Origin of the sequence: Syntrophomonas sp. DTU019 (genome assembly GCA_913757435.1) — a bacterium.
GTDB lineage: Bacteria > Bacillota > Syntrophomonadia > Syntrophomonadales > Syntrophomonadaceae > DTU019.
Map to the genome: position 1 here is coordinate 319,260 of CAJYDM010000001.1, position 26,829 is coordinate 346,088.

Genomic DNA, 26,829 nt, shown 5'->3' on the forward strand with positions numbered 1-26,829 from the left:
TCCTGTCCCGCTTTATCCCAATCCGCTTGCTGCACGGTTTTTACTATTGAACCCGATCAATCTCATCGCATTCAGTATCACGATCAAAATACTGGCTTCATGGATAAACATCCCCGATGCCAAATGAACATAGTCCGATAATACCCCAACCAAAAGGACAATGACAATGGCGACTGCAAAAAAGGTGTTCTGCTTCATGTTGCGGACCGTTGCCTTGGCAAGAGCGTAGGCATGAGAGAACTGCATTAGCTTATCCGCCATAAGAACCACATCCGCTGTTTCCATGGACACATCTGTACCGCCTTCACCCATTGCCAGGCCTATATCCGCTGTTGCAATAGCCGGTGCATCATTGATCCCATCACCTGCCATTGCCACTACATGTCCGGCAGCTTTCAACTTTTTCACAAACTCCACTTTATTTTCTGGTAGTAATTCTGCTTGAAATTCATCTAACCCGAGCACATTGGCAACTAATTCAGCCGTGTGCCTATTGTCCCCGGTCAGCATAACCATTTTCTTGATACCATTCTGTCTCAATTCCGTCAAAGCTCTATGAGCATCTTCACGAATCTCATCAGCTATAGAGAAGACCCCGGCAACATGGCCATCTACCGCCGCAAATATTGCTGTGTTGCCTGCTTTTTCACGCTTGAGGGCATAATTTGAGACCTCATCGCTAACTTGGATATTTTCAGCATCCATTAGCTTACGATTACCAATCGCTAGAACATAACCGTCAACTTGAGCCCTAATTCCATTGCCTTTAATAACTTCACCGTTCAATATTTCTCCTTCCAGGCTTAAATTTTTCTTATTGGCTTCCTTGACAATCGTTTGCCCCAGATGATGCTCCGAAATGGTTTCGGCTCTTGCCACCAATTTAAGCAATTCCTCGCTCCCCAGATTATTGAAGGTCTTGATATCTGTTACCTCTGGCTTTCCTTTCGTTAAGGTACCGGTTTTATCAAACACAATCGTATTAACCTTAGATAAACGATCCATCACTTCTCCACCTTTGAGAAGGACACCGTTTTTAGCACCATTTCCGATTCCGGCCACAGTAGATACCGGTGCCCCGATGACTAGGGCACCAGGACAAGCAACAACCAGGAAGGTAATTGACAAATGAAGATTACGGGTAAGAGCAAACACAATTATGGATAAGACAACTACAGCCGGTGTATAGTAATTAGCAAACTTATCCAAGAATTTCTGAGTCTTTGATTTAGATTCTTGGGCTTCTTCGACAAGCTCGATTATTTTGGCAAAAGTAGTGTCATCCCCAACCTTTTCAGCGATAATTTCTATATAGCCGTTATCCACAATTGTGCCGCTATAAACCTTATCATCCGGTCCTTTTGAGGCCGGCACAGATTCACCTGTAATAGCCGCTTCATTTAATGTCGCTTTACCAGAAACGATACTGCCATCTACAGGCACCTTGCCGCCAGAGCGGATAATGATCCGATCACCTTTCACAACTTCATCCACAGGTATGGTAAAATTTCCCCCTTCACGGATGACATCTGCTTCCTGTGGTGCCATATCCACAAGTGCTTTTAATGATGAACGGGTTTTTTCCAGCGTATGCGCTTCCAAGTAAGCGCCAAACAAAAACAAGAAGGTAACAATTGAAGATTCGGTATATTCTTGAATATACAGCGCGCCAAGGACGGCGATGGTCACCAATAATTCTATACTAAAGGCGTTCATGCGCAACGCTTGGAAAGCCCTAATGGCGATAGGTATAATGGCGATTATGGTCGCCGTGAGCAGAGCCGGGTCCTTATAGCTTTCATATCCTACCAAAGGAAAAAGAAAACCAGAGACGATTAGTATCCCGGAAATGGCCATAAGCTGATTTTTTAATTTATTAATATACTTAACCATCTTCATATCTCCTCGTTTAGCTTTTTAAGCTTTACAGTGTGACCCCAGCTTAGAATCAGACCCTCTATATGCTCCGCATTTATCTTGGTCTCATCGAATTCCGCCCGAATCCTGCCCAGCCTCGGAAAAACCTGCACGGCCATGACACCACCCGCTTGTGATAATTTAGCTTCAATCTGTTTAACACAACCGGGACAGTTCAGCGGTGTTATCTGAAACAAGGCTTTGCTCACCTATACTCCTCCCTCTCGTTTCCTCTTGCTGCACTAATCATATTTCAAATCAGAGCATAAGCCATTGATCATAATCAAGATTTCATTATAAAAACTTGACTCGCTGATGTCCCTTCAAGCGCACCAACGAGCCTTGGTTTTTCTATGCCTGTCACTCTTAAAACCCTATACTTATGATAGTATAAAACAAGCCAGGGTCTCATTTTGGACCATGGCGAATAGATAAATCAAGAGCCTTTTGAGGCTATTACTGAATAACCTAAGTTTTCAATGGTAAGTTTCAATTTGTCGGCACTGGTTTGGGTATCATCAAATTCCGTTTTCACCTTACTTGAGTTGAATAATACTTTTACCGTATCGACCCCTTTGGCCTTGGTCAATGTGGATTCGATTTTTTTAACACAGGTCGGACAGGTCAATGGCTCTAATTGAAATTCTGCTTTGGCCATACTGGGTTTTCACTCCTTCCATTTGATTTTCCTCAGATCCAGCGGTGTTCACTAATTGGTCAAAATATTCTATACTTATGACGATCTTCAGTTATTCTTCGCATTCATTACTGTACTGATTCTCATGGCGATATTAGTAACGTTTGAATAGAACACTATTTTCTTTAGCGATATGAAGGAACACATCATCGGCTAACTCATGAAGCTTCTGATAAACCGTCTTAACTGTAGCACACGCATACTCTGGCGGCGTGAAATGGTCGGTTTCCTTGATCATACGCTTAATAATCCTTCCAGCACCATCGTGCTCACCTTCTAATTCGTTAATAAGTGATCGTATGGCTGCTAGATCTTCAGGTGTTTTATCTCCCTTTAGCATTGCCGGGAAAAGTTCCTGCTCCTCTTTTGCAAAATGTTCCTCCAGTTCCAGCTTCAGTTCACTGAAGCTCCGATGCACCTTGAGCATTAAGTCCTTGCCATGCTCATAATGGACCAGCAAAATCAAATTGACGAGCTTATCAAGCTCCTTCCATAAGGCACGTTCTGACAGATGATGAGTATCCAGGATGAGGTCAATCAGTTCCTCATCAGACAATTCAGACACAGGCAGTTCCCGATTTGGTCTCGCTAAATAATCACTGTATGCGTTCTGTACCTCAGTGATGAAATCTGGGGTAAGGCCTGCTTCTATTATAGCTGACTCAAGGGAGCGATCCCCTTGGCAGCAGTAGTCAATTTGCAGTTCATTTAAGCGTGAAGTAATGGCGGGAAAAAAAGTTACAAGTTCGCCCAACTCGGTTTGGCCGTTAATTGTAATGGTTTGCCTCATTATACTCCCTCCTCCGCATCTGTTTTTCGTCTATCGATACTCCTATTCTAATTCATATCACAGAAAAAACCTTGACTATTATCAATTTTCCCAATTAAGGCCTCTCCAGTATTATTAGAGCCTTATTACCTACCCTTAATTACTATGAACCGGTACTAATGTATGATAGCTTGGGAGTAAATCCAGCTTTCTTAAATCATAGTCCAGGGGTATTCGAGTGCTGTATCGGCATTTACGCGTTCTCCGCCGAAACCCGTGATAAAAGAGCGCAGAAAGAAACCGAAATGAGAGGCCTAATCAATTTCGGTAAATAAAGCCCTTGACGCATTCATTAATTTAGGCAGTAAAATGTCTAAAGGTCAGCTATATTGGGCCTGTTTTAAGTTTTATCCGGACTGCGGCTTAGCCATACCTACTGCGAACCTATCAAGTTCTGTGCTCTTATCCAGTAACCGGCAGCCTCGGTGCGGTTAGAGACATTCAGTTTCTTGAATATGCTGCTGACATAGTTGCGCACCGTCTTTTCAGATATGCCCATAACTTCAGCGATCTCACAGTTGGATTTACCCTGACTCAGTATTTCTATTATGGCTTTCTCTTTGCAGCTTAAATTACTTCCTTCGGCGGCAAGTTCACTATCATTGCCGGAAATATTGTTAAAAACACCTTCGGTTACGGTAACATCCAGAACGCAATCGCCTTCATGAACCCGAATAATGTTTTTTATCAGATCAAGGCTGTCGATGTTTTTTAGCAAATAGCCATCCGCACCTGCCCGGATGGTTTCTATGACCATCTGGTTTTGCCTGAACGCCGTTAGAATAACGACTTTGATATTGGGAAAGCGCCGTTTAATAGCCAGACATCCATTAACGCCGTCACCGTCCGGCAGCCTGAAATCAAGCAGTATCACGTCGGGATCCGTGTCTTGCAAAATATCGATTGCTTCCTGAAGGCTGCTGGCCTCTCCGCAAACTGAAATTCGGGAATCTGACTCCAAGATCAGTCTTAACCCGTCTCTGACTATATTGTGGTCATCTATTAAAAACACCTTGATGCTCTGGCTCATGATACTGTTTCCTCCCAGGGTATTCTCAGTTCTATGCGAGTGCCTTTGAGCAGGGATTCAATTTGGAAAAACCCATTCGCCCTTTGAGCTCTTTCTTTCATAGAACGGATGCCGAAATGCTGTTTCAAGTTCAGGTCTTGATGGGAAATGCCTTTCCCATTATCAATGATGGTGACATAAATAAAATCCGGGCTTCCTTCAAGCAATATTTCAGCATGATTCGCTTTAGAATGCTTGATTATATTGGTTACCGCTTCCTGGACAATATAATAGATTTGGGTAGTCTTCTCCGGTAATATATTGCCGCTTAGATAAGGTGAGATCTTCCACTGCAGGGTTATTGTTATTTTCTGACTGTTGTTATATTTGTTAACCAGTTCCTCCAGGCTGTCTTTTAATTTGGTCAATTCGATCTCATCCAAAGCATTGACGGAAATAAACGCTCTGGTCTTGTTAATAGCTGTGGTGAGGTTTGACTTCACCTCTGCCAATACGTTCATTTGCAGAGCCTGATCGGGGCATTTGGATACATACTCAAGTTTTAGGCCAGTGGCATACAATTCCTGAATAATGCTGTCATGTATCTCCAAACCCAATCTACCTCTCTCTTCCGCCGCTATCCTCATTTTTTCCAATTGGTACAGCCTTTCCTCCTGCTCCCAGCTAAAGGTGTCGATTACCTTGATAAGCAGAAGTACAATGATAAATCCAACTATGGCCTTAAAGGCAAGGGTCATATAGGAGAAATATTCTGGCACAAACAGGGTTTTTGAACTGAGCAAACCTTCTACAAAACCATACGCCAGTAAGACCAGGGCCAAATTCTGATACCTTCTCGATATTTCCACAGATTTGGCCTTAATCAAGCGGGCATTGAAATAAAGGGCTGCAGAACCTACAACACATGCGGGGATAGCCAGGAGGTATCGTACAGCAACCGTATTATACAGCTTGTTGGTCATATGAAACTGAGTTCCATAGATAGTTATGAACAAATCGAAAAATAACAGATACAGCAAAAAACCAACCAGAGGCACCCGCAGTAAAATATTTTTGTATTTGTTTCGGACCGGCAGCAACTCCAAGCCAAAATGCAACAAAAAAGCGAAGGATAAGGCCTTTAATATGAGATTAGCGTAATACACCTCAGTATGCAGGTAGGGATGGCACAACTCCAGTTTGATTATCATGGTGACCCATTCACTGATACCGTGAGCTATTCCGAAAAAACCCAGATATTTCAATGACTTGATCAGGGGAACATTCATTATTTTGGCATCTCTTTGTATCAGGGCAAAGATACCCATAATTATCATGGAGAATCCATACACAAGATATAGCATGAATTGAGTTATGGTCATATGATAAATCCATTCCCTTTTTCGATCATATAGAGCATAGTCATCAGTGCAGAGAGGCTGAGAACAGCCATCCCCTCAAGCCTGGTCATTCTGAAACTATAATCGAATATATCCTCGGCGTTTACTTTTTCCACCAACGCTTCAATGCTGTCCAGCTTCTGAAATGACTCAACTAGTGAGGCTACAATAAGCTGTGATATTCCATTGAACTTGGCCTTGATTTTTTGCTGCTTTCCCCCCACCACCGCCCGGGCGTGGTCCAGAAAGCGAGTTTTCATATCCTCCCCGCTGCCTTTCAAGTCCATTACAATGCACATAACAACCTTGAGGTAATCCTGAACCGGAACTTTCAATAGCTTCAAAGGCCATAATAGCTTATCCAGCAAACCCAGAAAAGTCGGCATGGGGGTGGTATAAATATAGAGCATGCTCACATACCAAATGATCAACAACCTAAATAATCTCAGAATTAACTCAGTAGTGTGCTGCTTGCTAACAAAGGCCGGATCATTCGTCAGATAATAAAGCAATAGATTTATTGAAATACCGAAAAGATACGGGATCAATACAATAATGCAATAGGATGCGGCACTGAGCAATAAAGCGCGATATTGGACCCTCAACGCCATGGATATAAACAGCAAATAAACCACAAACAGCCCATAACTGATCTGCTTCTCGACATAAAACGGCAGCGCGGCCACTACTATGGCCAGGAGGAATTTGATAGATCCATCCATTTCAGCGCAGTTACCTAATGCTCTGTTCATAGCTGATCCTTTAGTCCTTTAATATCCTGACAATAGTTCTGCTGGGCATGCAAATAGCCTGTTCACCAGGTTGAGTCAAGGTGCCGGTTTTGACACAAATCTTATCAGGGCAGTCAGCCTCTTTAAATCTTATTGACCCCTTTTCAGCCACAATAGTCACCTCAATGCCGTCATCGAGAGTAATATACTGCGGGGCTTGCACCGTACTGAGGTCCAATTCCGCCACTTTGCTGCCATTGCGGGTAACAACGGCTATAGATCGGTCATCAGGCTCGCCCTGGGCTGTTCCCGAGTTAAAGTAGAAACCGAGTGATGCCAGCACAAGTAATAGTCCCAAGGTAAATACAATAAGGTCGCCCATTTTCAATCTCTTGATTTTGTCCATGTCTAATACCCCGCCTAAATCGGTTATGGCTGATAAACGTATCCGCTGCTCTCCCCGTGAAAATCGAAACTATCCTTTAACCCTTCAGTTACATAGACTTTTTTGTCAACAGTGATAAAAACCGCCTCAACTCCTCCGAATTGCCTGATTAAGTCCCTCCCCTTCTCCAATCCTAAAATATATACAGCGGTGTCTAATGCATCCGCATCTAAAGAGGAATCAGTTATCAGGGTCACGCTCATCAGATCAGATTTGGCCGGATATCCCGTAAACGGGTCCAAAATATGATGATAACGGCGTCCGCTAGCGATGAAATAGCGTTGGTCGTCTCCGGCAGTCACAACTGCCTTGCTGATTACGTTGACGACTCCAATGTCCCTCCCCTTGTCCATCCCCTCAGGACGGGGATCGCGGATCCCCACTTTCCAGGGAGTACCGTCGGGCTTGCCTCCCAGAGTAACCACATTACCACCCAAATTGATAAAGGCTGATTGAATGCCATGCCGTTTGTATATTTCAATCACGGCATCACCGGCAAAACCTTTGGCAATGCCTCCGAGGTCAACCATTTGACCTTGGTTTTTAATCCTGGCGACATTATCATTGATCTCTATGTCCCGGTAATCGATAAGGGGCAGCAATTTATCCAATTCATCAGGTGAGGGAATATGTTCCCGGTCGCTTCCTATTCCCCATGCTTTTACCAGGGGGCCAACGGTGATGTCAAAGGCTCCGCCACTCATGGCGGACACCTGATTGGCTTTGTTTATGATTCGCGTTGTGATCGGGTCAACCTGTATGGCCTTAATTCCGGCATTATTATTAAGCCTGTAAACATCTCCTCGAGAATCATTAAATGTCAGCAATTGGTCCAACCTTTCGATCTCATGGGCAGCTTCACCGGCTGCGGCCTGACCGTTTGCCCCATATACCTTTTGAGAGATTACTGTTCCCATAGCAAAGGAATCGTGCTCAAACGCTTCTGCAGCACCCTGCCTGTCCGAGCCGTAGGCTGTAAATATCAAAACCACGGTGACCATAAACACCATCAATGGTGTTAGCAATGTCAAGGGTTTACGCAACATCACTCCTTCTCCCCCCTGCAAACGGATAGCTGCGCACTTCTTTACATCAGGCAGCTCCATTATTCTGTTATACATTTAATCTGGACTATTATAGTCATATATCTGATGCCATTTTAATCTCCAGCAGCCCGGTATTACAACCGGAAGTAAATGCCGGTATTGGTAAGAGTCAGCTGAATATTACACCATCCTTATTTAATGAACCAGCCTCGGGACAAATGTACCTGAGTTCGGGACATAATTCAGGATTTAAAATATTTCTCAGTAGTGTAAAACTCAATGTATCATATCAAATTTGATGAGGGGGATATTTAATGTCAAAGCTTAAGGTCGTTTCTATGGTGGTTGCCTTAGTGTTGGTTGCAGTTTTAATTACCGGGTTCATCACCCAGCCCAAGGATTTTACCGTTTACAATGGACAAGCACAAACATCGATTTTCCGTGTCGGCCCCGGTAAAGATGCTAACGGCGGACAAATTTACTCAATTAGCACGGTAATGGCTGACGCCACCTTTGACAAAGAAGGCAGAATCATCAGTGTACACTATGACGTATTGGAAGTTCTGTCTCCTAACGACGCCGAACATGAAGGGGTCCCGGTTTTCTCAGGCTGGCCCGGACAGGCTGGATATTTAACTGCTCCTGGCAGTACCAATGAATTAGCCGCTGAAGAAGTCAGTCAGTGGCGGACCAAACTGGAACGTGGCGACGAGGCTTACGGTATGAATATATCTGAACAGTATGCAGTATATGAAGAATTATTTAAGGGCAAAACCGTGGCTGAGGTTGAACAATGGTTCGCCAGAAATACCTCTGATAAGAATGGTCGTCCCTTAAAAGCCGAATCAACCGATCCTGGTGACCAAGCTAAATATGCTCAGCTCACCGATGCTGAAAAAGAGGCTCTGGCCGATGTAACCTCAGGTGCCAGTGTAAGTCTGAAAGACTCCCATGGCGATTTTATAGGTGCACTGAAAAAGGCTTATGACAACCGTATAGAGGTTAAAGTCCCGGCTAAATAAGCAAGTCTCAACACGCATCCACAACTAAAGATTTGAAGAGGGTATCCCCCACAAATGATTGCATTACGGGATACCCTCATTTTCGAGAAGGTTGTTGAGGTTCTTTTAGAAAGCAGGCCCAGTATGAACAAGAATAGAAGATATGCGGTCATCATTATACTGGTTACCAATGCCATATTGATATCTCTGCTGGAAGCTATCATTCCGGTGCCAATACCGGTCCCGGGAGTCAAACTGGGGTTGGCCAATATCATCACCCTTTTGGGGCTGGTATTTCTTCCGGCCGCAGATGTACTGTTGATTGTTGCAATACGTTGTTTCGTGGTGGCGCTTCTCACCAGAGGGGTAATGATGCTGGCCTTCAGTGTGAGCGGGGGAATTCTTAGTGCGTTGATAATGATCCTGCTTTATAAAAGATTCTCGCCATATTTCAGCATCAAAGGGATCAGCATAGCGGGTGCATTGATCCATAACACCACTCAAATCATGGTAGCCTCGTTGTTACTGGGCCAGTTGCTGGTCTTCTACTACCTCCCCATACTGCTGCTGTCAGCGCTCGTGACCGGTTATATCACCGGCAGAATCGGAGAGATTGCCATAGGTGAACTGATCAAAAAAGAAGTTTTCGATACTCTATCTATTCCTGAGGAGAGGAGATTGAAATGGATAAATCAAACCAATTAAACAAAATCAGCCGCCGCAGCTTATTAAAGATGGGCGCTTTGGCTGCCGGAGCGCTGGCTGTGGGTGTTTTACCCGGGCAAATTGCCGGGGCGGATCCCGATTCACCCAAATACCCCGAGCAATTAGGCTTTATGTATGACCAAACCAAATGCATCGGCTGCCGCAAGTGCGCCATTGCCTGTAAGAGTGCCAACAAATGGGAAGAAGGCGCCAAATGGCGTCGTGTCATGAGCGGTGCCCGGCCAGATGTTTATCTGTCCATGTCCTGCAACCATTGCGAGAACCCGGTATGCGTTGCGGTATGTCCGGTCAAAGCATATAAAAAGCGCGATAAAGACGGGATCGTTATACATGACAAGGAGGTATGTGTAGGGTGTAAATATTGCCTCTATGCCTGCCCCTACCATGCTCCTCAGTATAGTGAAGCGACCGGCAGGATTACCAAATGCCATTTCTGCTATGAACGCCAGGCTAAAGGCCAAAAACCAGCCTGTATAGAGGCTTGCCCCACTCAGGCGTTGACTTTCGGTAAACTGGTCGATCTACAGAAGACTCCGGGGGGTGTTGCGCAGATTCAATGGCTGCCGGCTCCTGAGCTGACCAAGCCCTCCCTGGTCATCATTCCGAAACAGTAAGGAGGTACTGAGCAAATGGATATATACTGGCATTGGTTAGTGGTTATATACCTATTTTTGGGGGGCCTGGGGGCAGGTGCTTACCTGACTTCGTTTGCCGCCGAGATGGGCTGGCTTGGGGAGAATTCCAGCCTTAGACGGGTCGGATACTATATTGGCGGACCTATAGTAGGAATCGGCACCTTATTATTGGTTTTCGATCTGGGGCAGGGGTTTTATAAGCCCTGGCTGTTGTGGAGACTGGTAACCAATCTTAATTCGGTCATGACCTGGGGAACCATAATTCTGGCGGTATTTATCGCAGTAGGCATGTTGAAAGGCTTCTTAACCTTTATCAACAGGCCTGTTCCCAGTGTGGTAACGTGGTCTGGAGTGGTACTGGCTATAGCCACCGCCGGTTATACCGGGTTTCTGATTTCAGTGATCGGCGCTATTCCCTTCTGGGATTCAGCTATAATACCAGTGATATTTTTTATCTCGGCGTTATCTACTGGTCTATCGATTACAGTGCTTTTGAGTTCCATTATTGAAAAAGCATCATCAGAAAATAAAGGCCGGGAGGATTTGACCCATATCATCCTGATTGCTGCAGAATTGGTCGCGGTGGTAGCTTTTGTTGGAATCATGGCTTCAGGAGTCAATGGCTTAGTAGCCCAGAAATCTGCAATCTTGCTTATTAACGGAAAATATGCGCTTTATTTCTGGGGCATATTTATCGGGTTGGGGTTAATATTCCCATTGGCAGTATATGCCGTTCAATATCTGCGCCATAGAGCCACAGAAGCAACCGTGGCAGTTGGCGGAAATGCTGATGGCCAAATGGAAGGACCCAGGCAAAAACAGTCGCTGTTGACCATGATCACCGATTTCTCAGTTCTAATGGGTGGCTTTGCCCTGCGTGCGCTTGTCATTTTCGCGGCTTTGCCAATATGGGATGGTATTAAGATTGGTTAACTGAACAACCACGCACATTCAATAAGGGTCGTACAGTATGAGGTTAGAAGCACATCTTTAACCTGTACAAAATGCTACAGGGTCCGGCTTGGATAGGTAAGCTCCACGCCGAACCCTCATTTTTTTTGTGAGACGCTGTTTACAACATTGTACTGCTGGATTTGTGGTCAGACACTAAAAAGGATTTGTACTGAGACTGTCGTATATAGGGTAATACTAGGGAAAAACGGCGCCTTATTGAGTGTTGAGGACTAACCGTCTGCGTTGACCACCGGCACCTGTTTTGGACTATTATTGGCGGAGGTGAACTACTATGGGTTATCGGGACAAACCGTATAAAAATATCATTCTCACCATAAAAGACCAAATTGCCATTATTCAATTTAACCGCCCCCAGGCTCTGAATGCCTTAAACCGCGAATTGAGTGACGAACGCAACGAAATACTTGTTGGTATAGCGGATGATCCCGATGTTAAAGCAGTAATACTGACCGGCGGAGAAAAGGCGTTTTGCGCCGGCGGAGATTTAGCTGCCTTTTCGAAATTTGGAGTCAATGAGGCCAGGGAACATGCCGAAAGAATCATGCGGGGGGAAAGACTGCTGTCCAACCTGCCCCAACCGACTATTGCCGCCGTGGCCGGACCGGCCCTGGGCGGAGGAATGGAAATGGTGCTGATGTGTGATTTGCGAATAGCAGCCGAGAATGCCAAATTCGGCCAGCCAGAGATAAATGTGGGCATCATGCCAGGTGCAGGTGCTACTCAGCGTCTGGTTCAACACACCTCCATATGCAAAGCCAAAGAATTGATATTATTAGGAGAGATCATCGATGCCCCTACGGCTTTGGATCTGGGGATAATTAACAAAATAGTCCCGCTGCCTGAGCTTATGGATGCCGCCCAAAAATGGGCCAAAAAGCTTGCTGCCAAGCCCCCGCTGGCCATGCGCATGGCCAAAACGGCCATCAATGCGGCCTGGAATTGCGATATCGAAACCGGCATGCGGCTGGAGGCAGACGCCTGGGCCATGCTGTATGGAACCCAGGATCAAAAAGAAGGTATGAACGCGTTTCTGGAAAAACGTAAGCCAGAGTTTAATGGTAGGTAAGTCACTTTCCTTTTGCCCATTTATATACTTCCACCAAGATTCTGAGCAACTATGTGCTACCCGAGAGTGGAACAAAAAAGACCCTGAGGGGTCTTTTTTTGTAGCTATATTATTACTAGGAGGCTCTCCATCCGGGGTTTATTACTGTAGGCATCAGACAGCAGGCTTTGCCTGCGTTTGGAGTCTGTGTGTGAACTAGGTTTCAAAAGCCAGAACCGTCCCCGTGTTTAACGGGGTTGACTATTGTCCTTTGCTGCTTCTTGCGGAGATTATCCAGGGGGATGGGAAGGGTTCCATCATCCTCTTGCTGTTTACCCGCGTTACCTCCACGCGAATGGCTTCGGTCCGCTCTAGACCGTTTTCCTTGAACAATGTCGGCAGCGAGGTCAAGACCTCGAAATCCAGGGTATAGATGACAAAATTCATAGCCGGGTTGACAGCCAGCAGACTTTTAATCTCGTCGCCGATCCTGGGTGACCCTACTATAAAGGCGATGTCCGGCACGGGCAGTTCATCCAAAATGTTATTATCCAAAGACTCCACGATGATAACATTATTGAGTCCGAATTTATCCACGTTACACTGCATGGTAGTCCGATCCTTGCGATCATATTCCACTGCAATCACACTGCCCTCGGCGGCCAAGATGGCGGCCTCCACCGCGATGCTCTCCCCGGAGATGATGCATATGTTATCCTGATCCCCCAGGTTGAGCTTGTTCATTATGATAGCCCGCACTTCCCGGCATACATAATGGACTGAGCCCGGAGAAAAACGGCTGTTTTCCATTCCGATGTGAGTATTGGTGGCGGCATGGGGATTTAAAATCAACATAGCCGCAGAATAATTGATGCCGCGATGGATCATGTCTGAGACTCTGTCGTGTTTGATCGGCCCGATTGGTTCGGACCCCTCATTGTACCATACTTCGCAGTCTCCCAGTTCGGCATTCCACATATCGTAGAATATTTCCGGGTGCCCGGCATCTACAAACACCAGGACGGCCCGATTGAACATAATGGTCGGAATCAGGTTTTTGTTCTTCCCGGTCATATCCAGCATCTTTAGTTTTGCCAGGTTGATATCAACGTTTTCCGAGAAATAATGCAGCCAGGACAAGATCATCTCATTGCTAAACATGGTCTCCTCCACAGGCAAAACCTCCTTGTTATCAGGTGCCCTACCTACCTACCGTAATTATACTAGGATTTCCTAATAGATTTAAGCACCACTACGCTCCAAGAGGCGCTCCCATCTCTGATCCACATAGGCTTGAGCAGCTTCAATCATCCACTCATTGCCTTGTTCAAACATATGGCGGAACCGGCCCTGAGGGCGCAGGAAGTCCTCCACCGGCAACTTTCGCTTCGGCATATAGCTCAGATGCCACACCCCTTCCTCAACTTCAAAAAGGGGCCACACGCAGGTATCTACCGCCAACTTTATGATTTCGGCCAGTTTAGCCATGGGGTAATCCCATCCCCTGGGGCAAGGTGATAATACGTTCATGAAGCAAGGCCCTTCGGTATAGATCGCCTTATAGGCCTTGGTGTGCAAATCCTTAAAATTGCCCAAAGGGGCAGTTTGAGCCACATAGGGGATATTGTGCGCCACCATAATATCGGTTAAATCCTTTTTTTCCTGTTTTTTGCCCTGATTCTTTGCTCCTACCGGCGAGGTAGTGGTGCGGGCAAAGCGGGGCGTTGAAGACGAACGCTGAATGCCGGTATTCATGTAGGCTTCGTTGTCGTAACACACATACACCATGTCGTGGCCCCGTTCCATAGCCCCAGAAAGTGATTGAAACCCTATATCATACGTTCCGCCGTCACCGCCGAAAGTTATGAATTTCACGGTCCCCTCCACCTTGCCACGTCGTTTCAAAGCATTGTAGGCCGCTTCCACTCCTGAACAGGTAGCTGCAGAGTTTTCAAAAGCAGAATGAATAAAACTGTCCATATAAGCGGTGTAAGGGTACATAAAGGTGGAAACCTCCAGACAGCCGGTGGCATTGGTCACTACAGCCCGGTCCTCTTTGTTGAGGGCCCGCAGCACCCCGGCCACAACCACTCCGGCCCCGCATCCGGCACAGAGCCGGTGCCCTCCCGTTAGACGGGGCGGTTTTTCTACTTCCTGTTTCAGATTGTATACCCTTTTCATACCATGTCCTCCTTGGAGCGCTGTCCCATATGGGTATATACTGGACCGGTTTCGCCGGTGGCAACGATATCCGCCAGCCGCTTGAACACTTTTTCAATATCCTCTACCTTGGCATCGCGCCCGCCCAAACCATAGACGATGTTTATCACATAGGGGCGGTCTTTTAAGTCATACAAGGCACTGCGGGTCTCGGCAAATAAAGGCCCTCCGTTAGCTGAAAAACCCTCCGACTTGTCCATAACGGCTACAGCTTTAGGCCCCGCCAGGACCTGAGCCAGTTCTTCACACGGGAAGGGTCGGAAAACTCTGATTTTGACCAGCCCGGCTTTTACACCCTGTTCGCGCAGCTTGTCGACAGCCGCTTTGGCAGTTCCGGCAGTTGATCCCATCAAAACCAGGGCCAGTTCAGCATCATCCATCTGATATTCTTCAAATAGACCGTAACTGCGGCCGGAGATCTTTTCAAACTCGGCGGCTACTTCCAATATGCGCGCCTTGGCCGCTTTCATAGCCTCAGCCTCTTGAACCTTGTGTTCCATGTAATAGGCGCTGATATCGTACGGACCTACCGCCAGGGGATTTTCTTTTTTGAGCAGGTAGTTTTCGGGATCATAAGTCCCCACGAAGGTGCGTACCGTTTCGGTTTCCAGAAGCTCTATGTTCTCTACCGCATGACTGGTTATAAAGCCGTCCATACAGGTCATCACCGGAAGACGCACGGCAGGGGTCTCGCCGATGGGCATGGCCATTATAAAATTATCATAGGCCTCCTGGTTATTTTCGGCATAAATCTGAATCCAGCCGCTGTCCCTTGCTCCCATGGAATCAGAGTAGTCGTGGTTGATATTGATCGGGCCGGACAAAGCCCGGTTCACACAGGCTAAAGTGATGGGCAGACGGCATGATGCCGCCACATACAAAAGCTCATACATCAAAGCCAGGCCGCAGGACGAAGTGGCGCAGACAGCCCTGGCCCCGGCGGCCTGGGCCGCGATGCAGACCGACATAGAACTGTGCTCCGATTCGACGGCCACATACTCGGTATTGACCTCGCCGTTGGCTACATAAGCGGCAAAGTATTCAGGTATCTCAGTGGACGGCGTGATGGGGAAAGCTCCCATAACATCGGGATTGATCTGTTTCATGGCATAAGCCACAGCCTCATTGCCGGATAAGCGGTCGCTCAACTGGGTACACCTCCGCTCACCATTGTGATCGCCCCCGGGAAAGGACAGACTTCCGCGCAGATTCCGCAGCCCTTGCAGTGCATATAATCGAAATCGAGACGCTTGCCACCCTTGACCGGAATAGCGCTGTCAGGGCAGAACGGTACACAAAGCATACAATGTTTACAAGCTTCCACAACAAATACCGGTGTATCGGTGCGCCAGGTACCGGTATTGAATTCCCTGGCCGTCCCCGGTTCGTAAATCTCCCCGCCAGGGGTCAAATCCTGCCAGGGGGTTTGTTCATTTATATACTTGGCCCGAATCACCCTATCTGCACCTCCTCCATGGATTTCTTCAATGTCGCCATGTTGCCGTCTATTATCCCGGGTTTGGCGGCAAATTTATGTTGGAAGGATTCTTTCATATTGGCTAAAAAACGTTCCATTTCCAGAATTCCGCTCACTTTGACGGTAGCAGCCAGCATTGGGGTGTTGGGGAAATTGGCGCCCAGGTATTCTTCTGAAATGCGGCGCGCATCAATGGTGCATACTTTACCATCCCAGCCCCTGAGCCTACGGCGCATCTCCTCAGGCGAACTGGGGGTGTTGATTATCACGGCGCCGTTGCTTTTCAGACCCCCGGTAACATCGACGTTGTCCAAAAGGGTCTCATCTACCACCACCACATAGTCCGGGTAGTAGATATTGGAATGTATGGAGCAGCGTTGTTCACTTATGCGGTTATATGCAGTAATCGGAGCCCCCATGCGCTCCGGACCATATTCCGGAAAGCCCTGTACGAATTTTCCCTCCTGCGCCGCCACATCCGCCAAGAGCAGGCAGGCCATTTTGGCTCCCTGTCCGCCCCGGCCGTGCCAGCGTATTTCCACCATATTATTACTTACCATAGCTGTTCCCTCCTGTTGCTAAGATAGCTTGAGACGAAACCGAACCGGTTACATCATTTCCTTATAGGAAAGCGCGCTGTCAGTCCCTTCATGGACGGTTTAAAGCTTTGCCCAAGCAATTGACAAGTGTTCGCCAGTGCAGATACGCTTTGGCGACACCGGCTTACATGCCATTTTGAATCTATCAATTGAACCAACTTTCAAAACTAAAAAGGCTTTCGTCCCGTAAAGGGACGAAAGCCTGAAAAGACATTCGCTATACCACCCATTAGTACGACATACCATCATATGCGTTCCCGCTTACGGGGGAAAACCGTCGGAGCCTACTGGATTTCTCGTTCGGTCCGCAGCTCAGGAGTGATCTTCGGGTTCAGACTACTGGTACCGGGCTTGCACCGTCCCCGGCTCGCTTCGACGTTCAACTGCAACCTACTCTCTCCGTCAATGCCTTTGAAGATTTGAATTACAATTAATATACTAAGGCGAGCCCGGTTTTGTCAATTGGTGTTCAGGAATTGCAAGTAAATGTCAGCAAAGCCGACCTCCACTTTGCTTGTTTTCATTGGCGTTTTCCTTAACAATGTATGTAGACCAAGTCGGGCTGTAATCAATATTAGCCTGATCGCCCCAAAGTGACCAACCAGGCCTTTTACCTCTTGCAAACAGTTCCAGGTAGGGGCCTGGACTACACGCCTCGATGATTGAGAATACTGCTTCAGGTTTACGCGAATGTTCCCTTTTACGTGACCGAATTAAATTGACTTGACTTCTGCCGGGCGCATAAGTCCTGGCGTTTTTACCCTTAATACCGAAGAGCAATATCTCGGTAACATTACGGAAGTAGAACCCTACGCCGCGACCGTCAGGTCCGCCATCTTTGCGAACTTTTTCCCAGATTAAATTGGTTTTGTAGTTGAATCCCCATGCACGCATAACCGTAAGACCATCAGGCAAAAGGGCGTTTGGCACCCACAAGTATAGATGACATATTGGAGCGGCAAGTTGACTAACCGGTAACTCGATAATGCTTTGAAGCGGCATAGTTCTATACCTGTTCAGTCTTTTATGCTCTGGTGCCACTTTACCGGTACGGTTTTGGAATTGCCAAGGTGGATCAACTAAGATGGTACCAAATCCTGTGATATCAAGGTCCTTGAACAGGACGGGAGTTTGCTGTAACACCATTTCCTCCCTCCATCCATTGAAAAATACATACTTGAGATAATTCCTGATTAAACGATAACATCGAACACATGTTCTGTCAATATTTAACTTTTGTATGCTGAAGGGTGGAGAGAACTGAAATAGTGAATTCGGAATAGGTAATTCACCTAAACCGTGGTGCACTGCGATAGCTATATATTGGCATATGTAGACCAGGTGGGATGATAGTCAATATTGGCTTGGTTGCCCCATACTGCCCAGCCATCTCGTTTACCACGTGCGAATAGCTCTAAGTATGGGCCATTACTGCAGGCTTCTATTAAATCATAGAATTCATCAGGTTTTCTAGAATGCTCCCGTTTTTGAGTCCTAATCAGATTAACCTGTGTTCTCCCCGGTTGAAGCGTTCTGGCATTTTTTCCTCTGATTCCGAACAATAATAGCTCGGTCACATTCCGAAAATAAAAGCCTACCCCTCTACCATCAGGCTGCCCGTCTTTGCGGACCTTCTCCCACACCAAATTGGTTTTGTAACAGAACCCCCACGCTTTCATAACTTCTAAGCCCTCCGCCAGAAGGGCATTGGGAACCCATAAGTATAAATGACTTACCTCATCGGCAACAGACTCTACCGGAAGTTCCATTATGGACCTTAAAGACATGGTTTCATACCTGTTTAGCCTTTTATGTTCCGGTGCCATCTTGCCGGTTCTATTCTTGAACTGCCAGGGGGGGTCTGCTAGAATGGTTCTGAATTTATCTCCATTACAGAACTCCAATAAAGCGAAGGCCTCTGGTGAGATTTGCTCGTTATTTTTCATACCCCGTCACTCTCCTGCTCTGACCAGTCTATTACCAACTTCTTCTTAATGCCCAACGCTAATACCGGGCATCCTCCATTACGTCTTGATTCAAGTCGAGGCACTAATTTCCCCATCCATGTTGTACTAGCGCCATATTTGTGCATTACCCCCAGGCTGCGAAATATATCATTGAGTTCTTCACAGCGAGTCACCAGAACACCAGCGCTAATTATTCCACAATCATGGAATGCCCGAAACGCATATAAATCCCGGTCAAACGTCTGGTCCTTGCTATTCCACTCTAAGTCAAATGCCACTCTGTTTTTTACATAGTCGATTTTATGACCATCTATGAAATTGCTGATTCGTTTTTCTGTTACTTTACTTTGGCGCTTGCCAGAAGCACTCAGCTTGACTACCAAATCACCCTGAATTCGGGTTTCCAGCCAATTCAGTGGGCGCAGCAACTCAGAGAACTTCTTGGGTATTTTTGATTCATTGCCACCCGGGGCTGTAATTTCAGCAGTAGTTATTGAAAACTCAGTTAAAACGCCCATGAGTTCAATAAAATCGTTGCGGCATCCTTGTGATAATACCTCCGCAGCATGGTTATAATTGTATACCTCGTAAAGGTTACGCACTGGCTGTGGTATCAAATCTAACCAATTCACACAAGAGCCTCCTTTGATAGCTATGCCTTACCACATTATATCAAGTATATAAACCAGGGTGGGAAGATAATCAGGAAATGCTCTCTTTGCGAACAGCTATTTAACCCTACCATTTACCCCTACACATCACCTGTCTGCAGTGAAACATCAGCGTCACCTGCCTCGGTAATAAGTACGACACCACCAAGGATTGATATTAGCCTCAATAACGCCAATGGAAAATTATTTACGCTTCATAGATATGACGCAATTTGTGATTTAAAAACTCCATCAGGGGTATCTTGCTTGATGAAGGTGCCCCATTCATGCTACTTATATATTGCACCTCCCATGCCTACCGCCTGCCCGCTTGCCAGGCTGCAGGATAACCTTACCAATAAGTACTCACTTATGCCTGCGTTGATTTATTTGCCCATATTTACCAAAAGGTAGTAAATAATTTTAGGCGAATGTTATACATGGGGCTCAAGCCTTAATGGTCTAGTGTTTCACATGAAACTGCGACCGAAAATTACTGTAGTCTTGTTGTACTGAATAAAGAAAGGAGATTCTATGCTGACACTACGCTGCAAGAAATTGGCTCTTTGGTCTTTGCTGGCTTTATTCATTTTCACTCTAATACCTTTGCCAGCGCAAGCCAGTGATTACGGAAACACAGACTTGTTACTAGGCAGTCAGGGTACTGCCGTCATCGAATTGCAACGCGATCTTAACACCTTGGGCTTCTACACGCATAGTATAGATGGATCGTTTGGACCAAGGACTGAAGATGCGGTGATTAAATTCCAAAAGTCGAAGGGCCTTAAGACGGATGGTATTGTTGGTCGTATCACCAAGGCTGCTCTCAATGATGCCATGAAAACAGTCGGATCAGGTGATTACGGCACACGAGATCTTATACTGGGTAGCCAGGGCCATGCTGTTGCCCAATTACAGAAGGATCTAAGCAAATTAGGCTTCTACACCAATGCTGTAGATGGGGAATTTGGACCTAAAACTCAAGATGCTGTAAGGAGTTTTCAAAACTCCCAGGGGCTAAAAACCGATGGGGTGGTCGGCTCGATAACCAAAAAAGCCTTGAATGAAGCCTTAAAGTGGATTGTGGTGCCTAAGTTGGCATCCTCGGCCAAGCTGCCCTCTGCAGCAAGTATAAGCCATTACAATAGCCATGAAAAACCGGTGGTTGACGCCTTCCGGGCCAAATATAACGGCAGCCCCGCACAGGCTCTGGTAGGCCGGGCTATATGGTACATGGAATACGGCTACATGAAGTATGGCCATACCAAATATGCTAGCAGCGGTTACATCGACTGCTCAAATTTTGTTTCGCTGGTATATAAAGATTTCGGCTATACCATCACTTCGGCAGCCAAAAACTATGGCTCGGTGGGGACTAAAGTGGCGGGTGTTTATGCACAAAAAATACCCGGAAAGTCGACATACACTCTGGTTGGCACCGAAAAACTGAAGCCCGGTGACATCTTCACCTTCTGGAATTCTGATGCTCCAGCCAGGACACACATCGGTCACGTAGCCATTTATATGGGCGAAATCAACGGCAAACCGTGCATTATAAATACCTGTTCAGGGAACCCCACCGCGATTGGAATCGTCAACAATTTTTCCTACTGGTATGGGGAAAGCCTTATCGAGGTGCGCCGGGTTTTACCGTCCAGCGCGTACGTAGCAGGCAATAAATTCACTGACCAAGGACCGGTAATTCCATCTGTATATCAGATCAAGCCTGATAAACCGATTATATTGCCTAAGGGTCTTGGCACCGGCTTCTAAAGAGTCCGCTTAGACCTCAGAGAAAACCCCGCTTAAACGCAAGATACAGCGGGGTTTTTTATGTGCACTTCAGTTATGACATAGGACATAGGAAGCGGTTCTGTCCACCTTACGCTGACATCATACCATCCTCATGTTTGCCTAAGCTTTACAGACCTTTACCGCAGCTATCCTTTTTTCTTCCACTTCTTCAACTCTAAAAACCAGTTCGTTAAACTCTATGGTAGGATGCTCCCTCTTACCGGGTATTCGGCCTAATTGCCCGATTAAAAAGCCGCTTAAGGTGTCGTATTCATCGGTGGGGAGTTTTACTTTAAGATAATCCTCAACCTCATGCAGGCTGGTGGTCCCTTTGATAATAATAGTGTTATCATCAAGTCTCTTGAAAGCTTCATCATCTTCATCATATTCGTCCGAAATATTGCCTACTATCTCTTCGATCAAATCTTCTATGGTAACAATTCCTGCCGTTCCCCCGTATTCGTCAATCACGACCGCAAAATGAATATTCTGTTTCTGCATTTCTTTAAACAACTCATCATTTCTCTTGGACTCAGGGACAATATACGGCTTGCGGATCAAGCCTTTCAAATCAAAACTATTTCGGTCGCCTTCATCAGAGAGTAAATAAACCAGGTCCTTGGCGTATAAAATTCCAATGATGTTATCGATGGTATCTTCATAAACCGGTATACGCGAATATTGCTCTGTTTTTAAAAACTCCGTGACACGGCTCAGACTTGCCGTGACAGGCAAAGCTCCAATATCAGTCCGATGAGTCATAATGTTGGCTACCGTCTTATTGTTGAATTCAAAAACATTGTTTATCATCAGTTTTTCAAATTCATCAATGGCCCCCCTCTCTTCACCCACATCTACAAGCAAACGAATCTCTTCTTCGGTGACCATCTCATCCTCTTCATGCGGATCAATACCCAGTAATTTTACAAAATAGTTGGTGGACAGGGTGAGCAACTTAACAAATGGTGCAGTTATTACGGATAGAACATTTAGAGGGCCAACCGCTAACATCGAGATTTGCTCAGCTTTTTTCATTGCCAGCCTTTTAGGCACTAATTCACCTAAAACCAGGGTAAAATAGGCGAGGATTATGGTAATCAGTATTACGGAAATGGTCTTTAGCCAGGTCTCAGGAAGTGTTATCCCGGCAAGCTTTATTAAATTCACAAGTTTATCAGCAAAGGTATCTGATGCAAAAGCACTCGCCAAGAATCCTGCCAGGGTGATGCCTATTTGAATGGTGGCCAAAAAGCGGCTTGGTTCATCTAAAAGAGTTTTTATCGATTGGGCTTTTTTGTGGCCTTCCTCAGCCATTACCCTTATTTTGTTATCATTCAGGGAAATAAAAGCGATTTCAGAAGCGGCAAAAAAAGCATTCAGAATTATAAGAATTACTAAAAATAAAATTGCCGAAAACATCTTTTTCCTCCATATGTGGGACATTGACAACAAAAAGGCATAAAGCCCCGATATCTCAGGTAATCATAGCCTTTTTAATAACCGGGGCTTAACTGCTTGCCTATTATTAAGAAATTAAAGCTGGCCAGGGCCGAATATTTCGCAACCTATACCACTTATTATTCACCTTATTGCCTTAATCAATAATATTATCATAATACATCTAAAAAAATGCCGAAATGCGTTTAAGTAGGCAAACTCAGCCTGCCGCCACACCTGGAAAAGAGATGTTTGATATCCAACCATTATGGCAGAGATAATCCTCCTTCACCATGCCTTACTGGCGGCCAGATCGGTCGAGCTGGCTGATAGTGTTTCTGCTATTTTCCAACCAATGCCGGCAGCAGCCAACTCAAAGGGGAGTTAATATGCTTGGAGATAACGGTAATAAATCAATGTATCCTATACTATCCTGAAGAGCCCACGGGCGACCATGACATACCATACTGCTATTAACAATACAGATACTATCGAGAAAATGAGGCCTATCGTTGGCAAATAGAAGGCAAGCCCCGTAATGCCTACCAGAATGCCCATCCAACCAGTTACTTTACCGAATACAACGCTCCGCAACATGACCGCACCGATTATTATCTTGGCAACGTATCCAAGGATATAGCCCACATGGAAAGCAGTGCCGTAGTAGGAAGCGAGCGCTGCCTCTCCTGCCGCCAGGAACATGGCTCTTTGTGCTTCTGTCACTGCGGCTGTATAACCCTGGCTGAGAAAAAGCATTTCAAAGGCTGTGTTCGATGTTAGGTGAAGCACTGTCCCGATCAAGGCTATAGCGGTAGCAATCACCATAGCAGAATGACCTGACTGTCTTAGGGCAAAGTAAAGGGCGAGATAAAGCGGAATACCCAGCACAAGGCTGATAACGATTAAGAGATCCAGGCCGAGGAGCCCCAGCAGCCAGCTGGCCTGAAATCGGGTGAACCACTCTATGGCGGCGCCAGGTGCCCAACCGGGCGGCGTCCAGACCATGTGGGCAATGATAGCCATTATGATCAAGGCGACTGTGATCAAAGCGGCCGTTCCGCCAACTTTATTGAGACACCTCCATTGGTCAGTTGCGGTACCTAACTCGGACTCAGGCTTGTATTGATTCGTTTCTGAAGGATGATTCATGATAACTCCTTTCGAATCGTGCGTTCTTTTCCCGCTTCCCCAACGACAGAAACTATATCAGCCTTTGACTGCGTAGCGATATTCACCAGATACTGGCTGATTCCTTAATATTGGCACGGCTCTCAAGCCAAATCGCACCCTCCTTGCAAGTGGTGCGACAAATACCACAACCGTAACATTGACGCGGATCAATGTCTACCTTTTTATCAAGTGCACTGTCAACTATTGCTCCGAATGGGCAAATACGCATGCCGGCGCGGCAGCCGCTGCATAGGGCAGAATCCACCCTGCCGACATACTCCGCCCTGAACAAGGCCGATGTATTGTGCTGTCTCGTGGCGCGCATGGCTTGCTTGTCTTGTACTCTGTCCATCGGTCGTGTAATGCGCTATGGTTTATCTATATATCTTTCCCGCCACTGTTTCTCAATTTTACCATGCTCATCCTATATTTGCTCTGATAAGGAGTTTGTTCCGTTCAAAATGTCTTGCATCAGCAATCCAATTGCCTTATCAGGCTGTTCAAACAACGGACTATGTGCTGAATTTTCAAAAGTATAGAATCCTTTTAACGGGGCTTGAATCTGTACGTAATATTCTTTTTGCAAAGAATATAAACAAGTATAGTCATGCGCTCCCGCAAAGAAATAGGTAGGTATATCAAGCGACGGCACATGCTCAAAAGCGTTGAAATGCTTGATTTCTTTAACAACGGCGGTGCTGCTGGCAAACGCTTTACCACGCCAAATATTGATCCGTTCCATCGGCGTATACACAGTACAACCTAAGGTTGGCAAGAAAATGCCTGTGATTACTGACCGCATATCGCGTGCAGTACCAACACCCAGATCATGCATGGCGGTATCTCGAAATGAGGAGGTAAAGTATCTTTCATATGCTTGATCCGACGTGAAAATTGGATAGTCTTCAAATTTTTTGACCATCTTTTCGTTTCCTGCGGCACGGTACTGATCGCGCATATAGCTGTATGCCATTTTTTCTGACTGGACTTGATTTACAATTTGTGCGAGAGAAATATACGCATGATAAAGTTCAGGGTTTTGTGCAGCCGTCTGAATACCGATGTAAGTTCCAAAAGAATGAGCCATTAGATAAATTTTATCCTGTCCAAAACGCTCACGCAGGTAGTCTGTAACTCCGATAACATCGGAAATGTATTGCTCTGTGGTCATAGTATCAGCTGATGTATTTGAATTGTAGGATATGGAAGTGCCCCTGTACTCCAAAAAACAAACAACAAACTCGTTTGCAAGGCCGGTAGGATATTTTTGTTCCAGAAAAAATCCCGGTATGCCTGGCCCTCCGCTTAGAAACAGGATGACCGGTTTGTTTTCATCCTTCGCCATAATAAACATGCCAAGTGGATCCCCGTTGATGTCTATGAAAATCTTCTCAGAAATACTGCCAGACAAAACATTGCCACTGTCATCAAGAAACGGTTTTGTTTTTCCAAAACTTGGAGGCAGAGTTAAACATGATACCATCACAATACAGAATATAACTGATGCAATAATCCACAACCTTCTGTTCCTCTTTTTCAATGATTTATTTTTCATTGGCGAAGCCTTTTGCCCCCGACATCAGAACACCTTCCCCTAGCGGATTTAAGTGTTGAGCTAATACAATTATATCTTTCGTTCCGATGCTTTCACACTGTCAGGTAATAGATATCAAATGCGGCTAGAACCTTCCCAATTACGGCCGGATTTGAAATCCGTGAATAATGCCAAAACCATTGTAAATCCTAAACAATAGATTTGTTAAAGGAGGTAGGTTTTTCATGAATCAACTTTCGACCAGGGAACTCCTGTATCTGGAAGATACCAGCAAGATGTTCGAATCAATCCAAAAGACATGCCAGCATGCCATGGGCGAATGCACTGATCCCCAGGTTAAAAGCCTCATCCAGGGCATGACAGGGCAGCATCAGCAGTGGATAATGAGTTCAGCTTCACTGGTTTCCGGCAGCAGAACAATGCAGTAAGGAGGAAGTTACTATGTCAAAAGATATGGAATGGATGGGTATTCTCCTATATGAACACAAGCTGGCTGCCAGTATGCTGACCAGCGGAGTTCTCGAAAGTGCAGACCCCAAGGTAAGGCAGCACTTCAGCAGCCTTCTCAATCAGACTTTGGACCATCAGAAACAGATATTTGATTTAATGAATCAAAAAGGCTGGTACAAGGTGGAGCCAGCTCCTCAGGAAGAACTCAGCCGCATCAAACAAAGTTTCTCAACCATGCAGCAGCAGCAACAGCAGATGTAGAGAGAATATCATCGGGCTAGACCCAAAGGCCGACACCTCAATGTAGCAAAAAACCCGCCAGAAATGGCGGGTTTAGACTTTCGCGTTATACGGCATCCCCATGTAAGCGTCACCGTTTCGTAGTTCATCAAGCATTTGCGCGAGTCTCTTTTGCCTGGTTTGCTCGCGTTTGCCTCGCGTAATCCATCCGATATAGTCGTTTTGCTGATATGGCGGGCGGGCCCGGTAACGCTCCCACATACTGCTGTGGTCCAGCGCTTCGACCACAAAATCGGGAATATCATATACTTGGCGAGTCATTCTGGAATTATCCAAATCGTTCTTCATTTGTGCTTCTCCTCTACCTGCTGCACTCGCCAGCGGGTGATGTCGGCGATCAACTCATAGTCAATCGGTTTACCGAGCGGGAGTTGTATCGTTCCTTTGGAGGTCTTATAATCCTTCAAGCGCTCAGAGAATACACCCACCGCCTCGCCACCGGGGTAAATGCCGATATGCTTTTTGGCCGCTGCGAAGTGGATTAGGTTCTCGCCCTGCCAGAAGGTAGGCATCTGCCAGGAGATCTTCTCTTTGGCATTTGGCGCAGCAGCTCGAATGGTTTCACGAATTTGCCGCAACAGTGGCTGAACGTCCTCATCTTGAGCAGAGATGTAATCATCAATAGTAACCATCTTACCGCAATAATGGGCTTGATCGGTGTTTTTGAAACTGCGTCCGCATTTCGGGCATTTCCACATTTTGGTTCTCCTTCTTGGTTTAGTATCTCCCAGTTTTTATTGTAAATCTGTTCTCA

At 46.0% G+C, this 26,829-nt stretch carries 31 protein-coding genes; 8 read left to right on the forward strand and 23 right to left on the reverse strand.

Annotated elements, in window-relative coordinates:
- Positions 1–12 precede the first annotated feature (12 nt).
- The 9 genes from AC15IQ_RS01610 to AC15IQ_RS01650 form a co-directional block, all read right to left on the reverse strand.
- On the reverse strand, positions 13–1,893 hold the full coding sequence (locus AC15IQ_RS01610) for a heavy metal translocating P-type ATPase (RefSeq protein WP_483176887.1): 1,881 nt from the start codon (positions 1,891–1,893) through the stop codon (positions 13–15).
- A 2-nt stretch (positions 1,894–1,895) separates the two neighbouring features.
- Positions 1,896–2,126, reverse strand: coding sequence for a heavy-metal-associated domain-containing protein (locus AC15IQ_RS01615; protein WP_483176888.1), 231 nt, complete (start codon positions 2,124–2,126; stop codon positions 1,896–1,898).
- A gap of 227 nt (positions 2,127–2,353) precedes the next feature.
- The gene (locus AC15IQ_RS01620) at positions 2,354–2,575 is read right to left on the reverse strand and encodes a heavy-metal-associated domain-containing protein (protein ID WP_483176889.1); all 222 of its coding nucleotides are present in this window, start codon (positions 2,573–2,575) and stop codon (positions 2,354–2,356) included.
- A 133-nt stretch (positions 2,576–2,708) separates the two neighbouring features.
- Positions 2,709–3,404 carry a DUF542 domain-containing protein gene (locus tag AC15IQ_RS01625; RefSeq protein ID WP_483176891.1) on the reverse strand — a complete coding sequence of 232 codons (696 nt, stop codon included), beginning with the start codon at positions 3,402–3,404 and terminating at the stop codon, positions 2,709–2,711.
- A gap of 412 nt (positions 3,405–3,816) precedes the next feature.
- Positions 3,817–4,473, reverse strand: coding sequence for a response regulator (locus AC15IQ_RS01630; protein ID WP_483176892.1), 657 nt, complete (start codon positions 4,471–4,473; stop codon positions 3,817–3,819).
- Entirely contained in the window at positions 4,470–5,816 is a 1,347-nt protein-coding gene (locus AC15IQ_RS01635; protein ID WP_483176893.1) for a sensor histidine kinase, read from the reverse strand. Before AC15IQ_RS01635 ends, AC15IQ_RS01630 begins: the two co-directional genes overlap by 4 nt.
- A gap of 14 nt (positions 5,817–5,830) precedes the next feature.
- The gene (locus AC15IQ_RS01640; protein ID WP_483176894.1) at positions 5,831–6,604 is read right to left on the reverse strand and encodes an energy-coupling factor transporter transmembrane protein EcfT; all 774 of its coding nucleotides are present in this window, start codon (positions 6,602–6,604) and stop codon (positions 5,831–5,833) included.
- A gap of 10 nt (positions 6,605–6,614) precedes the next feature.
- On the reverse strand, positions 6,615–6,989 hold the full coding sequence (locus tag AC15IQ_RS01645) for a NusG domain II-containing protein (protein ID WP_483176896.1): 375 nt from the start codon (positions 6,987–6,989) through the stop codon (positions 6,615–6,617).
- Between the two features lie 23 nt (positions 6,990–7,012).
- Positions 7,013–8,074, reverse strand: coding sequence for an FAD:protein FMN transferase (locus tag AC15IQ_RS01650; protein ID WP_483177724.1), 1,062 nt, complete (start codon positions 8,072–8,074; stop codon positions 7,013–7,015).
- A gap of 314 nt (positions 8,075–8,388) precedes the next feature.
- Between AC15IQ_RS01650 and AC15IQ_RS01655 the strand changes: the two genes are divergently transcribed.
- The 5 genes from AC15IQ_RS01655 (at position 8,389) to AC15IQ_RS01675 (ending at position 12,477) form a co-directional block, all read left to right on the forward strand.
- The gene (locus AC15IQ_RS01655; RefSeq protein WP_483176897.1) at positions 8,389–9,096 is read left to right on the forward strand and encodes an FMN-binding protein; all 708 of its coding nucleotides are present in this window, start codon (positions 8,389–8,391) and stop codon (positions 9,094–9,096) included.
- Between the two features lie 123 nt (positions 9,097–9,219).
- Positions 9,220–9,780: a Gx transporter family protein gene (locus AC15IQ_RS01660; RefSeq protein ID WP_483176899.1), complete on the forward strand. Its 561-nt coding sequence runs from the start codon at positions 9,220–9,222 to the stop codon at positions 9,778–9,780.
- The gene (locus tag AC15IQ_RS01665) at positions 9,759–10,415 is read left to right on the forward strand and encodes a 4Fe-4S dicluster domain-containing protein (RefSeq protein ID WP_483176900.1); all 657 of its coding nucleotides are present in this window, start codon (positions 9,759–9,761) and stop codon (positions 10,413–10,415) included. The genes AC15IQ_RS01660 and AC15IQ_RS01665 overlap by 22 nt, the downstream gene beginning before the upstream one ends.
- A 15-nt stretch (positions 10,416–10,430) precedes the next feature.
- Positions 10,431–11,369 carry an NrfD/PsrC family molybdoenzyme membrane anchor subunit gene (nrfD, locus tag AC15IQ_RS01670; RefSeq protein ID WP_483176901.1) on the forward strand — a complete coding sequence of 313 codons (939 nt, stop codon included), beginning with the start codon at positions 10,431–10,433 and terminating at the stop codon, positions 11,367–11,369.
- A 313-nt stretch (positions 11,370–11,682) separates the two neighbouring features.
- A complete protein-coding gene (locus AC15IQ_RS01675; protein ID WP_483176902.1) occupies positions 11,683–12,477 on the forward strand; it encodes an enoyl-CoA hydratase/isomerase family protein in 795 nt (264 codons plus the stop codon).
- A gap of 240 nt (positions 12,478–12,717) precedes the next feature.
- Here the strand turns inward: AC15IQ_RS01675 and AC15IQ_RS01680 are convergent, their stop codons facing one another.
- From AC15IQ_RS01680 to AC15IQ_RS01715, 8 genes are all read right to left on the reverse strand, one after another.
- A complete protein-coding gene (locus AC15IQ_RS01680; protein ID WP_483176903.1) occupies positions 12,718–13,629 on the reverse strand; it encodes a bifunctional cobalt-precorrin-7 (C(5))-methyltransferase/cobalt-precorrin-6B (C(15))-methyltransferase in 912 nt (303 codons plus the stop codon).
- Between the two features lie 69 nt (positions 13,630–13,698).
- Positions 13,699–14,637 carry a thiamine pyrophosphate-dependent enzyme gene (locus AC15IQ_RS01685; RefSeq protein WP_483176904.1) on the reverse strand — a complete coding sequence of 313 codons (939 nt, stop codon included), beginning with the start codon at positions 14,635–14,637 and terminating at the stop codon, positions 13,699–13,701.
- Positions 14,634–15,782 carry a pyruvate ferredoxin oxidoreductase gene (gene porA, locus AC15IQ_RS01690; RefSeq protein WP_483177726.1) on the reverse strand — a complete coding sequence of 383 codons (1,149 nt, stop codon included), beginning with the start codon at positions 15,780–15,782 and terminating at the stop codon, positions 14,634–14,636. Before porA ends, AC15IQ_RS01685 begins: the two co-directional genes overlap by 4 nt.
- 38 nt (positions 15,783–15,820) lie before the next feature.
- Positions 15,821–16,132, reverse strand: a complete 312-nt coding sequence (locus AC15IQ_RS01695) for a 4Fe-4S binding protein (protein WP_483176905.1) — start codon at positions 16,130–16,132, stop codon at positions 15,821–15,823.
- Positions 16,129–16,713, reverse strand: coding sequence for a 2-oxoacid:acceptor oxidoreductase family protein (locus tag AC15IQ_RS01700; RefSeq protein ID WP_483176906.1), 585 nt, complete (start codon positions 16,711–16,713; stop codon positions 16,129–16,131). The genes AC15IQ_RS01695 and AC15IQ_RS01700 overlap by 4 nt, the downstream gene beginning before the upstream one ends.
- A 528-nt stretch (positions 16,714–17,241) precedes the next feature.
- Positions 17,242–17,898: an MT-A70 family methyltransferase gene (locus AC15IQ_RS01705; protein ID WP_483176907.1), complete on the reverse strand. Its 657-nt coding sequence runs from the start codon at positions 17,896–17,898 to the stop codon at positions 17,242–17,244.
- Between the two features lie 170 nt (positions 17,899–18,068).
- Positions 18,069–18,698, reverse strand: coding sequence for an MT-A70 family methyltransferase (locus tag AC15IQ_RS01710; protein ID WP_483176908.1), 630 nt, complete (start codon positions 18,696–18,698; stop codon positions 18,069–18,071).
- On the reverse strand, positions 18,695–19,351 hold the full coding sequence (locus tag AC15IQ_RS01715; protein ID WP_483176909.1) for a BglII/BstYI family type II restriction endonuclease: 657 nt from the start codon (positions 19,349–19,351) through the stop codon (positions 18,695–18,697). The genes AC15IQ_RS01710 and AC15IQ_RS01715 overlap by 4 nt, the downstream gene beginning before the upstream one ends.
- Positions 19,352–19,903: 552 nt before the next feature.
- On the opposite strand from AC15IQ_RS01715, the gene AC15IQ_RS01720 reads away from it, so the two are divergent.
- Positions 19,904–21,142: a C40 family peptidase gene (locus tag AC15IQ_RS01720; RefSeq protein ID WP_483176910.1), complete on the forward strand. Its 1,239-nt coding sequence runs from the start codon at positions 19,904–19,906 to the stop codon at positions 21,140–21,142.
- Positions 21,143–21,283: 141 nt separating this feature from the next.
- On the opposite strand, the gene AC15IQ_RS01725 is transcribed toward AC15IQ_RS01720, so the two are convergent.
- From AC15IQ_RS01725 to AC15IQ_RS01740, 4 genes are all read right to left on the reverse strand, one after another.
- Positions 21,284–22,582, reverse strand: a complete 1,299-nt coding sequence (locus AC15IQ_RS01725) for a hemolysin family protein (RefSeq protein ID WP_483176911.1) — start codon at positions 22,580–22,582, stop codon at positions 21,284–21,286.
- A 441-nt stretch (positions 22,583–23,023) separates the two neighbouring features.
- Positions 23,024–23,749, reverse strand: coding sequence for a hypothetical protein (locus AC15IQ_RS01730; protein ID WP_483176912.1), 726 nt, complete (start codon positions 23,747–23,749; stop codon positions 23,024–23,026).
- Positions 23,750–23,831: 82 nt separating this feature from the next.
- Positions 23,832–24,122 carry a 4Fe-4S dicluster domain-containing protein gene (locus tag AC15IQ_RS01735; protein ID WP_483176913.1) on the reverse strand — a complete coding sequence of 97 codons (291 nt, stop codon included), beginning with the start codon at positions 24,120–24,122 and terminating at the stop codon, positions 23,832–23,834.
- 72 nt (positions 24,123–24,194) lie between these two features.
- Positions 24,195–25,325, reverse strand: coding sequence for an alpha/beta fold hydrolase (locus AC15IQ_RS01740; RefSeq protein ID WP_483176914.1), 1,131 nt, complete (start codon positions 25,323–25,325; stop codon positions 24,195–24,197).
- 224 nt (positions 25,326–25,549) lie between these two features.
- Between AC15IQ_RS01740 and AC15IQ_RS01745 the strand changes: the two genes are divergently transcribed.
- Both AC15IQ_RS01745 and AC15IQ_RS01750 read left to right on the forward strand, forming a co-directional pair.
- Complete coding sequence (locus tag AC15IQ_RS01745) at positions 25,550–25,753, forward strand: hypothetical protein (RefSeq protein ID WP_483176915.1); 204 nt, start codon at positions 25,550–25,552, stop codon at positions 25,751–25,753.
- A 13-nt stretch (positions 25,754–25,766) separates the two neighbouring features.
- Positions 25,767–26,036, forward strand: coding sequence for a spore coat protein (locus tag AC15IQ_RS01750; protein WP_483176916.1), 270 nt, complete (start codon positions 25,767–25,769; stop codon positions 26,034–26,036).
- A gap of 72 nt (positions 26,037–26,108) precedes the next feature.
- Here AC15IQ_RS01750 and AC15IQ_RS01755 read toward each other — a convergent pair whose 3' ends face one another.
- Complete coding sequence (locus tag AC15IQ_RS01755; RefSeq protein ID WP_483176917.1) at positions 26,109–26,363, reverse strand: YdeI/OmpD-associated family protein; 255 nt, start codon at positions 26,361–26,363, stop codon at positions 26,109–26,111.
- Entirely contained in the window at positions 26,360–26,773 is a 414-nt protein-coding gene (locus AC15IQ_RS01760; RefSeq protein WP_483176918.1) for an iron chaperone, read from the reverse strand. The genes AC15IQ_RS01755 and AC15IQ_RS01760 overlap by 4 nt, the downstream gene beginning before the upstream one ends.
- Positions 26,774–26,829 lie beyond the last annotated feature (56 nt).

Bases quoted from the DNA above. Each gene is read 5' to 3' on its own strand.
- nrfD (WP_483176901.1), top strand. From the start codon at position 10,431: ATGGATATATACTGGCATTGGTTAGTGGTTATATACCTATTTTTGGGG.
- porA (WP_483177726.1), bottom strand. From the start codon at position 15,782: ATGAAACAGATCAATCCCGATGTTATGGGAGCTTTCCCCATCACGCCG.
- AC15IQ_RS01710 (WP_483176908.1), bottom strand. From the start codon at position 18,698: ATGAAAAATAACGAGCAAATCTCACCAGAGGCCTTCGCTTTATTGGAG.
- AC15IQ_RS01610 (WP_483176887.1), bottom strand. From the start codon at position 1,893: ATGGTTAAGTATATTAATAAATTAAAAAATCAGCTTATGGCCATTTCC.
- AC15IQ_RS01645 (WP_483176896.1), bottom strand. From the start codon at position 6,989: ATGGACAAAATCAAGAGATTGAAAATGGGCGACCTTATTGTATTTACC.
- AC15IQ_RS01730 (WP_483176912.1), bottom strand. From the start codon at position 23,749: ATGAATCATCCTTCAGAAACGAATCAATACAAGCCTGAGTCCGAGTTA.
- AC15IQ_RS01760 (WP_483176918.1), bottom strand. From the start codon at position 26,773: ATGTGGAAATGCCCGAAATGCGGACGCAGTTTCAAAAACACCGATCAA.
- AC15IQ_RS01675 (WP_483176902.1), top strand. From the start codon at position 11,683: ATGGGTTATCGGGACAAACCGTATAAAAATATCATTCTCACCATAAAA.
- AC15IQ_RS01740 (WP_483176914.1), bottom strand. From the start codon at position 25,325: ATGAAAAATAAATCATTGAAAAAGAGGAACAGAAGGTTGTGGATTATT.
- AC15IQ_RS01725 (WP_483176911.1), bottom strand. From the start codon at position 22,582: ATGTTTTCGGCAATTTTATTTTTAGTAATTCTTATAATTCTGAATGCT.
- AC15IQ_RS01700 (WP_483176906.1), bottom strand. From the start codon at position 16,713: ATGGTAAGTAATAATATGGTGGAAATACGCTGGCACGGCCGGGGCGGA.
- AC15IQ_RS01625 (WP_483176891.1), bottom strand. From the start codon at position 3,404: ATGAGGCAAACCATTACAATTAACGGCCAAACCGAGTTGGGCGAACTT.
- AC15IQ_RS01620 (WP_483176889.1), bottom strand. From the start codon at position 2,575: ATGGCCAAAGCAGAATTTCAATTAGAGCCATTGACCTGTCCGACCTGT.
- AC15IQ_RS01635 (WP_483176893.1), bottom strand. From the start codon at position 5,816: ATGCTATATCTTGTGTATGGATTCTCCATGATAATTATGGGTATCTTT.
- AC15IQ_RS01640 (WP_483176894.1), bottom strand. From the start codon at position 6,604: ATGAACAGAGCATTAGGTAACTGCGCTGAAATGGATGGATCTATCAAA.
- AC15IQ_RS01660 (WP_483176899.1), top strand. From the start codon at position 9,220: ATGAACAAGAATAGAAGATATGCGGTCATCATTATACTGGTTACCAAT.
- AC15IQ_RS01685 (WP_483176904.1), bottom strand. From the start codon at position 14,637: ATGAAAAGGGTATACAATCTGAAACAGGAAGTAGAAAAACCGCCCCGT.
- AC15IQ_RS01650 (WP_483177724.1), bottom strand. From the start codon at position 8,074: ATGTTGCGTAAACCCTTGACATTGCTAACACCATTGATGGTGTTTATG.
- AC15IQ_RS01655 (WP_483176897.1), top strand. From the start codon at position 8,389: ATGTCAAAGCTTAAGGTCGTTTCTATGGTGGTTGCCTTAGTGTTGGTT.
- AC15IQ_RS01720 (WP_483176910.1), top strand. From the start codon at position 19,904: ATGCTGACACTACGCTGCAAGAAATTGGCTCTTTGGTCTTTGCTGGCT.
- AC15IQ_RS01735 (WP_483176913.1), bottom strand. From the start codon at position 24,122: ATGGACAGAGTACAAGACAAGCAAGCCATGCGCGCCACGAGACAGCAC.
- AC15IQ_RS01705 (WP_483176907.1), bottom strand. From the start codon at position 17,898: ATGGTGTTACAGCAAACTCCCGTCCTGTTCAAGGACCTTGATATCACA.
- AC15IQ_RS01630 (WP_483176892.1), bottom strand. From the start codon at position 4,473: ATGAGCCAGAGCATCAAGGTGTTTTTAATAGATGACCACAATATAGTC.
- AC15IQ_RS01745 (WP_483176915.1), top strand. From the start codon at position 25,550: ATGAATCAACTTTCGACCAGGGAACTCCTGTATCTGGAAGATACCAGC.
- AC15IQ_RS01665 (WP_483176900.1), top strand. From the start codon at position 9,759: ATGGATAAATCAAACCAATTAAACAAAATCAGCCGCCGCAGCTTATTA.
- AC15IQ_RS01755 (WP_483176917.1), bottom strand. From the start codon at position 26,363: ATGAAGAACGATTTGGATAATTCCAGAATGACTCGCCAAGTATATGAT.
- AC15IQ_RS01750 (WP_483176916.1), top strand. From the start codon at position 25,767: ATGTCAAAAGATATGGAATGGATGGGTATTCTCCTATATGAACACAAG.